The sequence below is a fragment of the Salipiger sp. 1_MG-2023 genome, assembly GCF_030547555.1.
In the GTDB taxonomy this organism is placed as follows: domain Bacteria; phylum Pseudomonadota; class Alphaproteobacteria; order Rhodobacterales; family Rhodobacteraceae; genus Salipiger.
Genome location: NZ_JAUOQN010000030.1, coordinates 13,300 through 25,859, shown reverse-complemented (window position 1 = coordinate 25,859; position 12,560 = coordinate 13,300). Strand labels below are relative to the sequence as shown.

General features: G+C 66.1%; 13 protein-coding genes. 9 read left to right on the top strand and 4 right to left on the bottom strand.

What is annotated here, in order from left to right; translation table 11 throughout:
* Positions 1 to 49 precede the first annotated feature (49 nt).
* Genes fahA through Q4543_RS14580 form a run of 9 tightly spaced genes read left to right on the top strand, consistent with a single transcriptional unit; the run spans position 50 to position 8,008 of the window.
* Entirely contained in the window at positions 50 to 1,282 is a 1,233-nt protein-coding gene (gene fahA, locus Q4543_RS14620) for a fumarylacetoacetase (protein WP_303439266.1), read from the top strand.
* Positions 1,283 to 1,295: 13 nt separating this feature from the next.
* A complete protein-coding gene (locus tag Q4543_RS14615) occupies positions 1,296 to 2,246 on the top strand; it encodes an MBL fold metallo-hydrolase (RefSeq protein ID WP_216006033.1) in 951 nt (316 codons plus the stop codon).
* 54 nt (positions 2,247 to 2,300) lie between these two features.
* Positions 2,301 to 3,902 (top strand): FAD-dependent monooxygenase, encoded by a 1,602-nt coding sequence (locus Q4543_RS14610; RefSeq protein WP_303439264.1) that lies wholly within the window; start codon positions 2,301 to 2,303, stop codon positions 3,900 to 3,902.
* Positions 3,899 to 4,087, top strand: a complete 189-nt coding sequence (locus Q4543_RS14605) for a DUF2783 domain-containing protein (protein ID WP_216006031.1) — start codon at positions 3,899 to 3,901, stop codon at positions 4,085 to 4,087. The genes Q4543_RS14610 and Q4543_RS14605 overlap by 4 nt, the downstream gene beginning before the upstream one ends.
* Entirely contained in the window at positions 4,080 to 4,709 is a 630-nt protein-coding gene (maiA, locus tag Q4543_RS14600) for a maleylacetoacetate isomerase (RefSeq protein WP_303439261.1), read from the top strand. The genes Q4543_RS14605 and maiA overlap by 8 nt, the downstream gene beginning before the upstream one ends.
* Before the next feature lie 42 nt (positions 4,710 to 4,751).
* Positions 4,752 to 5,780: a TRAP transporter substrate-binding protein gene (locus tag Q4543_RS14595; protein ID WP_303439259.1), complete on the top strand. Its 1,029-nt coding sequence runs from the start codon at positions 4,752 to 4,754 to the stop codon at positions 5,778 to 5,780.
* Complete coding sequence (locus Q4543_RS14590; RefSeq protein WP_303439257.1) at positions 5,777 to 6,232, top strand: TRAP transporter small permease; 456 nt, start codon at positions 5,777 to 5,779, stop codon at positions 6,230 to 6,232. The genes Q4543_RS14595 and Q4543_RS14590 overlap by 4 nt, the downstream gene beginning before the upstream one ends.
* Positions 6,225 to 7,532, top strand: a complete 1,308-nt coding sequence (locus Q4543_RS14585) for a TRAP transporter large permease (RefSeq protein ID WP_303439256.1) — start codon at positions 6,225 to 6,227, stop codon at positions 7,530 to 7,532. Before Q4543_RS14590 ends, Q4543_RS14585 begins: the two co-directional genes overlap by 8 nt.
* On the top strand, positions 7,520 to 8,008 hold the full coding sequence (locus tag Q4543_RS14580; RefSeq protein ID WP_216006026.1) for a MarR family transcriptional regulator: 489 nt from the start codon (positions 7,520 to 7,522) through the stop codon (positions 8,006 to 8,008). Before Q4543_RS14585 ends, Q4543_RS14580 begins: the two co-directional genes overlap by 13 nt.
* Here the strand turns inward: Q4543_RS14580 and Q4543_RS14575 are convergent.
* The 4 genes from Q4543_RS14575 to Q4543_RS14560 form a co-directional block, all read right to left on the bottom strand.
* On the bottom strand, positions 7,955 to 9,583 hold the full coding sequence (locus Q4543_RS14575) for a thiamine pyrophosphate-binding protein (protein WP_303439254.1): 1,629 nt from the start codon (positions 9,581 to 9,583) through the stop codon (positions 7,955 to 7,957). The two genes, Q4543_RS14580 and Q4543_RS14575, sit on opposite strands and share 54 nt — an antisense overlap.
* A gap of 128 nt (positions 9,584 to 9,711) precedes the next feature.
* Positions 9,712 to 11,022 carry a TRAP transporter large permease gene (locus Q4543_RS14570; RefSeq protein WP_303439252.1) on the bottom strand — a complete coding sequence of 437 codons (1,311 nt, stop codon included), beginning with the start codon at positions 11,020 to 11,022 and terminating at the stop codon, positions 9,712 to 9,714.
* A gap of 9 nt (positions 11,023 to 11,031) precedes the next feature.
* A complete protein-coding gene (locus Q4543_RS14565) occupies positions 11,032 to 11,580 on the bottom strand; it encodes a TRAP transporter small permease subunit (RefSeq protein ID WP_303439250.1) in 549 nt (182 codons plus the stop codon).
* Positions 11,577 to 12,554: a TRAP transporter substrate-binding protein gene (locus Q4543_RS14560; RefSeq protein WP_303439249.1), complete on the bottom strand. Its 978-nt coding sequence runs from the start codon at positions 12,552 to 12,554 to the stop codon at positions 11,577 to 11,579. Before Q4543_RS14560 ends, Q4543_RS14565 begins: the two co-directional genes overlap by 4 nt.
* Positions 12,555 to 12,560: the final 6 nt, after the last annotated feature.

Genomic DNA, 12,560 nt, shown 5'->3' with positions numbered 1-12,560 from the left:
ATTTTGGGCCAGAAGAAGACAGGGCGCGGCGCGTCCGTGGAAGGGTTGAATGAGCTTGATGACGAGCTGGCTGGAGAGCGCAAATGCGCCCGGCTGTGAATTTCCGCTGAACAATCTGCCTTATGGGGTATTTGACGCCGGAGACGGCGCGCGGATGGGTGTTGCCATCGGGGATTGCGTGCTGGACGTGGCCGCGGTGGATCATGGATTGGATGCGGCGCTGTTTGCCGCGCCGTCGTGGAACGCCGTGATGGCGGCGGGACCGGATGCTTGGGCGGCGCTGCGGGGGCGGCTGCTGGAGCTGCTTGGGGATGCGGCGTATCGGGGCGCTGTCGAGGCGCATCTGCTGCCGCTGGCCGACGTGGCGCTGAAGATGCCGTTTACGGTGAGCGAGTTCACGGATTTCTATGCCTCGAAGCATCATGCCACCAATGTCGGCACGATGTTCCGTGGGGCCGAGAACGCCTTGCCGCCGAACTGGCTGTCGATTCCCATCGGCTATAACGGGCGGGCCACCTCGGTGGTGGTGTCTGGCACCGAGGTGCGGCGGCCCTGGGGGCAGCTCAAGGGGCCGGACGAGGCGCTGCCGCGCTTTGCGCCCTGTGCGCGGTTCGATCTTGAGCTGGAGCTGGGGGCGATTGTCGGCGTGCCGTCCGAAGGCATGGTGTCGGTGGCGCAGGCCGATGAGATGATCTTTGGCTACGTACTGCTTAACGACTGGTCGGCGCGCGATATTCAGGCGTGGGAGTATCAGCCGCTGGGACCGTTTCAGGCCAAGGCGACGGCGACGACCATCTCGCCATGGATCGTGACGGCGGCGGCGCTGGAGCCGTTCCGGGTGAGCACGCCGGAGCGCGAGCGCGAGCTGCTGCCCTATCTGAGCGAGCCGAAGCCGATGCTCTATGACATTTCGCTGTCGGTGGGGCTGGCGCCGGACGGCTGCGACGAAGAGATCATCGCGCGCACCAACTATAGCGAGATGTATTATTCCGCCGCGCAGCAGCTTTGCCATCACACGAGCAGCGGCTGCGCCATGCGCAGCGGCGATCTGCTGGGCTCGGGCACCATCTCGGGGGCGGCGAAGGATGCGCGCGGCTCGCTGCTGGAAATGAGCTGGGGCGGCAAGGAGCCGCTGAGCATCGCTGGGCAGGAACGCCGCTTTCTGGAAGATGGCGACACGCTGACGCTTTATGGCGCGGCAGAGGGCAACGGCTATCGGATCGGGTTTGGCGCCTGTGCGGGCAAGGTTTTGCCGGCGCTGCCGAAACCGGACTGGGCATGAGGGAGGACACCCAATGACACGAGCATTCGCATCGCAAGGCGACATGGAAGAAAAGACCATCAGCTTCACGCAGGTGGGCGATGGGCTGTATGCCTTTACCGCGCAGGGCGATCCCAACACCGGGGTCATCATCGGCGATGAGTCGGTGATGATCGTCGAGGCGCAGGCGACGCCGCGCCTTGCCCGCAAGGTGATCGACTGCGTGCGCAGCGTCACCGACAAGCCGATCAGCCATCTGGTGCTGACCCATTACCACGCGGTGCGGGTGCTCGGGGCATCGGCCTATGGCGCGCGCGAGATCATCATGAGCGACACCGCCGCCGCCATGGTCGAAGAGCGCGGGCAGGAAGATTGGGACAGCGAATTCGGCCGTTTCCCGCGCCTGTTTCAAGGCCATGACGAGATTCCCGGCCTGACCCGGCCCACGACCACCTTCAGCGACCGGATGACGGTTTATCTTGGGCGCCGCCGGGTCGACATCATGCATCTGGGGCGCGCCCATACCGCGGGCGACGCGGTGATCTGGGTGCCCGACCAAGAGGTGATGTTCACCGGTGACATCGTCGAATTCCACTCGGCCTGTTATTGCGGCGACGGGCATTTCGCCGACTGGCCGGAAACGCTGGCGCAGATTGCCGCCTACGAGCCGCAGGCCATCGCGCCGGGGCGCGGCGATGCGCTGATCGGCGAGGAGGCCGTGGCAGAGGCGCTGGCCAGCACCGATGATTTCGTGCGCTCGACCTATCGCCCGGTGGCGAAGGTGGTGGCGCGGGGCGGCAGCCTCAAAGAGGCGTGGGACGCGGTGCGGGCCGAATGCGATCCGAAATTCGCCGATTACGCCATCTATGAGCATTGTCTGCCGTTCAACGTTGCCCGTGCCTATGACGAGGCGCGCGGCATTGACACGCCCCGCGTCTGGACCGCCGAGCGCGACCAGCAGATGTGGACCGACCTGCAAAGCTGAGCCATGGCGGCGGCCCCGGAGGAGGGGCCGCCCCACCGGAGGGAGGAGACCGACATGCCAGCCTATTCCTATGCGCCACAGCCGTTTGTGCGCCCACCAGAGCTTGACGGCGGCACCAGCGGCGCGCCCGTTGCCATCGTCGGGGCGGGGCCGATCGGCCTTGCCATGGCGGTTGACCTTGCGCTGCACGGGGTGCGCAGCATCGTGCTCGATGACAACAATGTGGTGTCAGTTGGCAGCCGCGCCATCTGCTGGGCCAAGCGCACGCTGGAGATTTTCGACCGGCTGGGCGTGGGCGAGCGGATGCTGGCCAAGGGCGTCACATGGAAGGTGGGGCGGCTGTTCCACGGCGACGCCGAGGTCTACAGCTTCGATTTGCTGCCCGAAGACGGCCACAAGTATCCCGCCTTCATCAACCTGCAGCAATATTACGTCGAGGAATACCTGCTCGAGCGCGCCCGCCAGTTCCCCGAACTGATCGACCTGCGCTTCCTGTCCAAGGTCACCGGCCACAACGCCACCGCGCAGGGCGTCGCCTTGCAGGTCGAAACCCCCGAAGGCAATTACACGCTGAACGCCGACTGGCTGCTGGCCTGCGACGGGGCAGGCTCGCAGACGCGCGCCCGGATGGGCCTTGATTTCACCGGACAGACCTTTGAGGAACAGTTCCTCATCGCCGATATCGAGATGCAAGACAGCCCCTTCGAACAGGGCACCCCCGAGCGCTGGTTCTGGTTTGATCCGACCTTCCACCCCGGCAAGTCGGCCCTGCTGCACATGCAGCCCGACAATCTGTATCGCATTGATCTGCAACTGGATTTGGGCGCCGATGCGGCAGCCGAGGCCACCGAAGAGCGGGTCACCCCCCGCATCAAGGCCATCGTCGGCGAGCGGCCGTTCCGGCTCGACTGGCTGTCGGTTTACAAGTTCCGCTGTATCAAGCTGGATCGCTTCGTGCATGGCCGCGTGGTGTTTGTCGGGGACAGCGCCCATGTGGTCAGCCCGTTCGGGGCGCGCGGCGGCAATGGCGGCATTCAGGATGTCGACAACCTTGGCTGGAAGCTGGCGGCGGTGATCCATGGCGACGCCGACGCGGCGCTGATCGAAACCTACCACGAGGAACGCTCCCATGGCTCGGCGGAGAATATCGCCAACTCCGCCCGCGCCACCAATTTCATGACCCCGAAAAGCCCGATCGAGGCGATGTTCCGCCATGAAACCCTGCGGCTGGCGCATCGCCATCCCTTTGCGCGGCGGCTGATCAATTCGGGGCGGCTGTCGCTGCCCTGCTCGCTGGAAGGCTTTTCCTTGCAGACCCCGGGCGCGGGCGTCGGCCTGCCGATGGTCGATGCGCCGGTGGGCAATGGCTGGCTGCTGGAACTGGTGCAGGGGCAGTTCACGCTGGTGGGCTTTGGCGATATCGCCCTGCCCGATATCGGCATCCGCCGCGTCGGCATTGGCGGGCCCGCGCAGGGCTATGACAGCCACGACGATCTGAATGGCTATGCGCTGCAACGCTACGGCACCAGACGGGCGCTTCTGCTGCGCCCCGATGGCCATGTGGCGGCCAGCTTCGAGGGCCGCTGCACCGCCGGGGAGGCGCGGGCGGCACTGGCCCGCGCCATGGGGAAACGGGCTGAAAAGGTGTCGGCATGAGTGTGCAGGAGATGGGCCTTGGCGCCCGCGGAGATGAATTCTACGAGGCGCTGATGGCGGTGCATGACGGGCTAGAGGAGCCAGAGAGCCATGCGCTCAACGCGCGGATCGTGCTGATCCTTGCCAACCGGATCGGCGATGTCGATACGCTCAAGGATCTGCTGACGGTCGCCGCCGATGGCTGAGGTTGTGCTTTACGATTACTGGCGCAGCACCGCGTCATGGCGGGTGCGCATCGGGCTGCATCTGGCGGGGATCGCCTTTGAAAGCCGCGCCGTCGATCTGCTGCACGGCGATCAACGCGCGGCGGCGCATCTGGCCCGCAGCCCGCAGGGCCTGGTGCCGGTGCTGGACATCGACGGCATCCGGCTGACGCAAAGCCTTGCGATGCTTGATTATCTCGAAGCGACGGGGCGGATCGCCCTGACCCCGGCCGATCCGGCGCAGGCGGCACGCGCCCGCGCCGTGGCGCTTGGCATCGCCTGCGACATTCACCCGGTGTGCAATCTGCGCGTTGTGGCCCATGCCGCCGCGCTGAGTGGACGCGACGAGACCAAGGCAGAATGGATGCGCGCCTTCATCCGCCCCGGCCTTGAGGCCATCGAGGCGATGCTGGACGCGCAAGGCCCCTTTGCCATGGGAGACACGCTGACGCTGGCCGATCTGTGCATCGTGCCGCAGCTTTACAACGCCGCCCGCTGGGGCGTGCAAACCAATGACCTGCCGCGCCTGACCCGCGTGGCGGCGCATTGCGCGACGCTCGATGCGTTTCAAAAGGCCGAAGCCCGCGCACCGCAGACGACCTGAACCAATTCGGGCGAGAGGAACGCCCATAAGGGAGGAAACACAATGACATATCTGAAAACCGGCCTGTCGGCCCTTGCCCTGCTGGCGATGAGCGGCGCGGCGCAGGCCGCCGACGTGACGCTGGCGCTGTCGAGCTGGCTGCCGCCGCGCCATCCCATCGTGGTCAATGCCATCAAGCCATGGGCCAAGCAGATCGAAGAGGTCACCGAAGGGCGCGTGCGCGTGCGCGTGCTTGGCAAGCCGCTGGGCAGCCCGCCGGCGCATTTCGACATGGCCCGCGACGGCGTGGCCGACATCACCTACGGGCTGCACAGCTTTACCCAGGACGACCGCTTTTCCGGCTCGCAGCTGGGGCAGTTCTCGTTCCTTGGCGATGATGCCATCGCCGCGTCCAAGGCCTTCTGGACCGTCTACACCGAAGATCTGAACGCCCGCGCCGAACATGAGGGCACGCATCTTCTGGGCCTGTTCACCCATGGTCCCGGCCTGCTGCACAACAACCTGCGCAAGATCGAAACCCCCGCCGACCTGCAAGGCATGAAGATCCGCGTGCCGGGCGGCTATGTTGCCGCGCTGATGGAAGATCTGGGGGCGACGCCGCTGTTCATGTCCTCGCCCGAGGTCTATGAAAAGCTCTCGCGCGGGGTGATCGACGGGGTCACCTTTACCTACGAGGCGCTGACCGCGTTCAAGCTGACCGACGATCTGAAATATTCGATGACCGTGCCGGGGGGCCTCTACAACACCAGCTGGTTCCTCGTGATGGACGAGGACAAGTGGGACAAGATCTCGCCCGAAGATCAGGCCGCCATCGACGCCATCTCGGGCGAAGCCTTTGCCGAACGCGTCGGCCAGGCGTGGAACGATGCCGATGCCGCCGCCGAAGCCGAGATCAACGAGGCAGGGATTGACCTGTACCCAGCCCCGGATGCCGTGGTCGAGGCGGTGCGCGCCGCGGCAACGATCCACGAAGACGCCTGGGCCGCAACGCTGCCCGAAGGCGCGGACGGCACCGCCGCGCTGCAACGCTTCCGGTCGATGACCGGGTTGGGGACCGTAGCGACACAATGACCCTTCAAAGGCTGGAAACGGTCCTGCTGGGGCTGGCGGCATTGCTGCTGCTGGCCCTGATGGCGGTGACCGGGATCGATGTGGTGGGGCGCTACCTGCTGAATGCGCCGCTGTCGGGCGCGTTCGAGATGACCGAATTGCTGCTGGGCGCGCTGGTGTTCATGGCGCTGCCGCTGGTCAGCCACCACGGTGCGCATGTCGAGGTCGATCTGGTCGCAACCCTGCTGCCGCGCGGGGTCAATCGCGCGCTCGGGGTGTTCGCGGCGCTGGTCTCGGCCGCGATGCTGTGCTGGTTCGCATGGACACTGCTGACGCTGATGCAAACGCAGGCGGCGGATGGCGCGCGCTCGGTGTCGCTAGGGGTGCCGCTGGCGCCATTCGCGGGGCTGGGGGCGGCGGCCTGCCTGCTGGCGGCGCTGTTCGGCGTCTTGAGAGGGTTGCGCAATGATTGAATCGCTGATCGCCATCATCATCCTGCTGATGCTGGTCTTTGCCCGCGTGCCCATCGCCTTTGCCATGGCGCTGGTCGGCGGTGTCGGCTTTGCGCTGCTGCGCGGCTGGCAACCGGCCAGCGCCATGGTCGGCGCGGCGGTGTTCGAAACCGGGCTGAGCTATTCGCTGTCGGTGGTGCCGCTGTTCATCTTCATGGGCAACGTGCTGGCGGGCTCGGGGATTGCGCATGGGCTGTTCGCCGGGGCCGACCGGCTGTTTGGTCGCATGAAGGGCGGGCTGGCGCTGGCCGCCGTGCTGTCTTGCGGCGGGTTCTCGGCGGTGTCGGGGTCTTCGCTGGCCACCGCCGCCACCATGAGCCGCGTCGCCATGCCCCCGATGCGCCAGTTCGGCTATTCCGACAGTCTGGCGGCAGGGTCCATCGCCGCCGGCGGCACGCTGGGCATCCTGATCCCGCCGTCGGTGATCATGATCATCTACGGGCTGCTGACCGAAAGCGACATCGGCAAGCTGTTCATCGCCGGGCTGATCCCGGGCGCCATCGGCATCATCTTCTATCTGATCGCCGTCATGGTCGCGGTGCGGCTGAACCCGTCGCTGGCCCCCGAGGCGGGGCAATCGCAACCCATGTCAAAGACCGACAAGCTGGGCGTCGCCGGCACGCTGGGGCTGTTCGCCTTCATCATGATCGGCATCTACGGCGGCTTCTTCACCCCGATCGAGGCGGCTGGCATGGGCGCCATTGCGTCGCTGGCACTGGCGATGGCGATGCGGGCGCTAAGCTGGAAAGGGTTTGTCAGCGCCTGCCGCGAGACGCTGCTGGCTTCTGCGATGATCTTCGCCATCATCATCGGGGCCGAGATCTTTTCCGCCTTCGTCAACTTCGCCGGGCTGCCCGACGGGCTGGTCGACATGATCTACGAGCTCGACGTCAGCCCGTGGACGGTGATCGGCATCATGGTGCTGATCTACCTGATCATGGGCTGCGTGTTCGAAAGCCTGTCGATGATCCTGCTGACGGTGCCGGTGTTCTACCCGATCATCATCCAGCTGGATTTCGGCACCGGGCTGCTGTCCGACCCCGAGATGCTGTTGACATGGTTCGCGGTGGTGGTGGTCGTGGTGACAGAGATCAGCCTGATCACCCCGCCGGTCGGGATGAACGTCTTTGTTCTGCGCAGCGTCATGCCCGACATCGCGCTGTCGACGATCTTTCGCGGCATCCTGCCGTTCTGGATCGCCGATATCTTCCGGCTTGCGCTGCTGGTGCTGGTGCCTTGGGTGTCGCTATGCCTGCTTTGAGCGATCTGCCCCCGATCCGGGCCTCGCTGCCGATCCTGCTGATCCTCGCCCGCGAAACCATGTTGCGCGAACTGCGCCCGATGCTGGCCAAGGCGGGGCTGTCGGAACCGCAATGGCGCATCCTGCGGGTGCTGACCCAGCGCGGTGCGCTGTCGGTGCAGGATCTGGCGGCAGAGGCCTGTCTGCAAGCCACGTCGGTGTCGCGCATCCTACAATCCATGGTGGAGCGCGGGCTTGTCCTGCGTCGGCAGGACAGCGCCAACCGGCGGCGGCAGGTGGTGACGGCGACCGCCGAGGGCCGCGCCATCATCGACGAATTTGCGCCAGTGTCGCGCGCGGTGACCGATGCGTTCACCGCGCGCTTCGGCCCCGAACGCTACGCGCAACTGGTGGCGCTGCTGGATGCCTTTGTCGCCGAATGCTCAGATCCGCATCCGGGGAACATCGTTGGGATCAAGCCTGAGCTCGATCAATAGCGGGCCGTCGCGGGTGGCGATGGCGTCCAGCGCCGCATCGAGCCCGGCATCGTCGGTGACCAATATCCCCTTGCCGCCCAGCGAGCGCGCCACCTCGGCAAAGCACGGCCAGTCGAATTCGGTCATTGACGGGTCCATCTGCCGGTCCAGAAACTGGATATGCTCGGCGCCGTAGGCGGCATCGTTGCACAGGATCACCACCAGATCCTGTTTCAGCCGCACGGCGGTGTTGAATTCGCCCAAGCCCCCCATCATGAAGCCGCCATCGCCGGAAAACAGCACCACGGGGCGATCCGGTGCGGCGATGCCCGCGCCGATCGCCTCGGGCAGGCCCAGCCCGATCGAGCCGAAATGTGCCGTGACCACAAAGCTTTGCGGGTCGCGCACGCCGATGCGGCACCAGACCTCGGTCATGAAACGCCCGCCGTCGGTGACAAGGATACGATCCTGCGGCAGGGCGGCCTCAAGCTTTTCAAGCGCTTCGACATAGCTGACACAGGTCTTGGATCGCCGCCCCGGCACGTGCTGGCGCAGCCTGTCCGGATCCAGTTCGGGGGTGAAGCCCGACGGCGCGATCTCGGCCTCGTTCAGCCAATGCACGAAATTGTCGGCGGTCAGCCGGGCGTCGGCCACTAGCGCCGCGTGCGGATGCACCGAGCGCCCCATCGCCGAGGCATCGGTGTCGATCTGCACCAGCCGTTTGCCCGCCATCAGCTTGCCCCGGTCGGTGGTGAAATCATGCAGCCCCGCGCCGAAGGCGACGATGCAATCGGCCTTGGCGATGACATCATAGGCGGCGGGTGTGCTGAGCGTGCCGAAGATGTCCAGATCATAGGGGTGCCCGCGAAACAGCCCCTTGGCGCGCAGCGTGGTGGCCACCGGAGCCTCAAGCCGTTCGGCCAGCCGCAGGATTTGCGCGCGCGCATCGACCGCGCCGCCCCCGGCAAGGATCACCGGGCGGCGCGCGCTGGCGATCATGCCGATGGCCTGATCGAGCGCATCGCCTTCGGGCACGAAGCTGCGGGTTTCGAACACGTCGAGCTTATGCGGAACGTATTCGGCCTCGGCCCACATGAAATCGGCGGGCATGTTCAGCACCACGGGCCGTTTTTCCACCCGCGCCCGCCAGATGGCGCGGGCCAGATCGCGGGCGGCGGTTTCCGGGGCGCGCAGCTGTTCGAACCCCGCGCCGGTGGCGGCAACCACGGCGCGCTGGTCGATGCCTTGCAGGTGGCGGGGGTTGATGGCGGGGGTGTCTCCGGCCAGCAGCACGAGCGGCAGCTTGCCCCGCACGCCTTCGGTCAGCGCGGTCATGCAATTGGTCAGCGCCGGGCCATGGGTCACCGTCGCGATGCCGGGGAGGCCGGTAACATGGGCATAGGCCAGCGCCATCAGCACGGCGCTGCCCTCTTGCGCGGCGGGAACGAAACGCCCGCCACACTCACGTGCAAAGTAATCGGCAAGGAACAGGTTCGCATCGCCCATCAGGCCGAACATCGTGTCGATGCCGTGGTGATGCAGCCCCCGGGCCAGCGCCTGATGGGTCGGGATGGTGGCGGTCTGCTGATCGTACATGGGGCGCTCCTTGCTTTGGGGCAAGGATAGCGCGGCGGCGCCGCACGTGGCGCGCGTGTTGCGGTGCTTTAGGGCGTCAGGATGCGCAGATCATGCATCCTTCCGCCATCAGCTGCGCGGATCGCGCATCAATCATATAGCAACCCCGGCAGCCACAGCGCGATCTGCGGAAAGGCGACCAGAATCGCCACCGCCAGCCCGAACAGCAGGAAAAACGGCACCGCTGCCCGTGACACCCGGCCCAGCGTCCAGCCGGTAAGCCCCTGAAGCACGAACAGGTTGATGCCGACCGGCGGCGTCAGCAGGCCGATTTCCACCATCAGGATCAGGAACACCCCGAACCACACCGGATCATAGCCCGCCGCCACGATCAGCGGCAGCGTCATCGGCAGCGTCATCACGATGATCGCCACCCCGTCGACGAACACTCCCAGCACCAGATAGAACAACGCCAGCAGCGCGATCAGGGTCAGCGGGTCGAGCCCCATGCCAGCGATGGCCGCGCCCAGTTCCTGCGGCAGGTGCAGATAGCCCAGCGTGGTCGACAGCAGCGAGGCGCTGACAAGGATGATGCACACCATCACCGAGGTGCGCACCGTGCCCATCAGGCTGTCGCGCAGCAAGCCCCAGCTGAGTTCGCGCATCAGCCCCAGCACCACGAAGGCGGCAAAGACGCCCACGGCTGCCGCCTCGGACGGCGTGGCGATGCCGCTGTAGATCGCTCCCAGAACGATGCCCATCAGCGTGATCACCGGCGCCAGATCGACCAGCCCGCGCAGGTAGTCGCGCAGGCGATAGGTCTCGTGCCCGGCGGGGGCAATCGACGGTTTCACCAGCGCCATCAGCATGATGAACCCCGAATAGAGCCCTGCCACCATCAGCCCCGGCAGCACGCCGGCGGCAAACAGCCGGCTGACCGACACTTCGGCAAGAATGCCATAGATGATCATCGCGATTGACGGCGGCAACAGCAGCCCGAGGCTGCCCGCCCCGGCCAGAGACCCCACCGCCAGCCGCGCGTCATAGCCGCGGGTCACCAGTTCGCTCGAGGTGATCTTGCCCACCGTCGCCGTGGTCGCCGCCGACGATCCGCTGACCGCCGCGAACAGCGTGCAGCCCAGCACGTTGGTGTGCAGCAAGCGCCCCGGCACCCGGTCGACAAACGGCGCCAGCCCCCGGAACAGCCGTTCGGACACCGTCGAGCGAAAGATCAGCTCGGCCACCCAGATGAACAGCGGCACCGCCGCCAGTTCCCATGTCGAGGCGCTGCGGTAGGTGATCGAACCCGCCACCGACAGCACCCGGCTCAGCGGCATGTCCACGAGGAAATACAGCCCGAGGAACGACACGACCAGCAGCCCGGCAAAGATCCAGACCCCGCTGCCTAGCGTTACGATAAGAAAGCCCACAAGGGCGAGCCCGGAAACAGCTGGGTCCATGAGATGTCCTTAGAGGTCCGAAGGTTGGGCGGGCGCCGCCACCGGCCCCGGCAGGCCGAGCAGCTGCCGCAGCACATAGGCCGCGACCTGCAGGGCAAAGATGCCAAGCCCGATGGCGCAGATCGCCTCGGGGATCCACAGCGGGATCTCGGCGATGGAGCTTGACGTGCGGCCACGCTCGAAGCTGCGCAGCGCGGTCTTGGCGATGACCTGCGCGATGCCAGCGGCGATGGCGCAGGTGAGCAGGCCGCAGAGCGCCTCGATCAGGCGGCGGGGGCGGTCGGAAAAGCGGTCGATCAGCAGGCCGACCCGCACCAGCGCGCCATGTTCGAACGCATACCCCAGCGACAGGAACGTGGCCCCGGCCACCGCGTAGCCAACCATCTCGTCCAGCACGAAGGTCGAGCGGTCGAGCAGTCGCAGCACGATTTCCAGCAGGATGTGCAGCGTCATCGCGGCGACAAGACCCGCCGCGATGATTGCCGCCGCCTGCGACAGGCCCCAGACGACGCGCATCGCCAGCCCGATCGGGCCGGCGACAGGCTTGGCCTCGCTCATTGCGCGCGGCTTTCCTCGAAGGCGGCAAGGATAGACTCGGCGTCTTCGCCCATCTTGTCCTTCCACTGCTCAAGCGCCGGGGCGGCCGCTTCGGACAGCGCCGCGAGATAGGCCGGATCGACATCGGTGACGATGGTCATGCCGTGGCTTTCCATGTCGGCGTAATTCTGCGCCACGCGGTTTTCCAGCAGCCCCCAGCCGAAATCCTCGGCTGCCTTGGTGGCCTGTGCGATCCATGCCTTCTGCTCATCGGACAGCGCGTCATAGACATCGCGGTTCAGGTGCACGAATTGCAGCGGCATGGCGTAGTTGACTTCGGTGAAATGCGACTGCTGCTCCCAGAGCATCGCCGACGCCCCGCCATCGGCCGAGGTCAGCACTGCATCGACCGCGCCGGTGGACAGCTGCGGCACGGTGTCGGCCCAGCTTAGCTGCACCGGGGTTGCGGGGGTGTTGCCAAAGCTGATGGTGCCATTGGCATCATAGGTGCGCAGCTTGACCCCATCGAGCGCCTCGAGGCTGTCGAGCGCCTTGTTGCCCCACAGGCCCGACGGCGGCCAGGGCGTGGCGAACAGCAGCACCTGGTTGTCGGCCTCGAGCACGGCTTCGTAATAGGGCTTGGCGATCTCATAAAGCTGGCGCTCTTCGGCGGGGGTCTTCACGAGGAAGGGGATCGACGACAGGATGAACACCGGATCGATCCCCGACCACGGGGTGGCAAAGCTGGAGGCAAGGTCCAGCGCACCGTCGCCCACCGCATCGTATTGATCGAGCGATTTATACCCCAGCGCCGCACCGTGATGCGCGGTGATCTTCATGTCGCCGCCCGAGGCCTCGGCCAGCGCGGCGATGAAGGTGTCGGCGGATTGGGCGTGCACCGAATTGGGCGGGTATTCATTGGCCAGATCCCAGCTGATCGATTGCGCTGAGACGGGCGCGGCAAGGGTCATGGCCGCAAAAGCGATGTATTTCATGGTGTT

Coding starts and splice junctions, on each gene's coding strand:
- fahA (WP_303439266.1), top strand. CDS start 50: ATGAGCTTGATGACGAGCTGGCTGGAGAGCGCAAATGCGCCCGGCTGT.
- Q4543_RS14615 (WP_216006033.1), top strand. CDS start 1,296: ATGACACGAGCATTCGCATCGCAAGGCGACATGGAAGAAAAGACCATC.
- Q4543_RS14610 (WP_303439264.1), top strand. CDS start 2,301: ATGCCAGCCTATTCCTATGCGCCACAGCCGTTTGTGCGCCCACCAGAG.
- Q4543_RS14605 (WP_216006031.1), top strand. CDS start 3,899: ATGAGTGTGCAGGAGATGGGCCTTGGCGCCCGCGGAGATGAATTCTAC.
- maiA (WP_303439261.1), top strand. CDS start 4,080: ATGGCTGAGGTTGTGCTTTACGATTACTGGCGCAGCACCGCGTCATGG.
- Q4543_RS14595 (WP_303439259.1), top strand. CDS start 4,752: ATGACATATCTGAAAACCGGCCTGTCGGCCCTTGCCCTGCTGGCGATG.
- Q4543_RS14590 (WP_303439257.1), top strand. CDS start 5,777: ATGACCCTTCAAAGGCTGGAAACGGTCCTGCTGGGGCTGGCGGCATTG.
- Q4543_RS14585 (WP_303439256.1), top strand. CDS start 6,225: ATGATTGAATCGCTGATCGCCATCATCATCCTGCTGATGCTGGTCTTT.
- Q4543_RS14580 (WP_216006026.1), top strand. CDS start 7,520: ATGCCTGCTTTGAGCGATCTGCCCCCGATCCGGGCCTCGCTGCCGATC.
- Q4543_RS14575 (WP_303439254.1), bottom strand. CDS start 9,583: ATGTACGATCAGCAGACCGCCACCATCCCGACCCATCAGGCGCTGGCC.
- Q4543_RS14570 (WP_303439252.1), bottom strand. CDS start 11,022: ATGGACCCAGCTGTTTCCGGGCTCGCCCTTGTGGGCTTTCTTATCGTA.
- Q4543_RS14565 (WP_303439250.1), bottom strand. CDS start 11,580: ATGAGCGAGGCCAAGCCTGTCGCCGGCCCGATCGGGCTGGCGATGCGC.
- Q4543_RS14560 (WP_303439249.1), bottom strand. CDS start 12,554: ATGAAATACATCGCTTTTGCGGCCATGACCCTTGCCGCGCCCGTCTCA.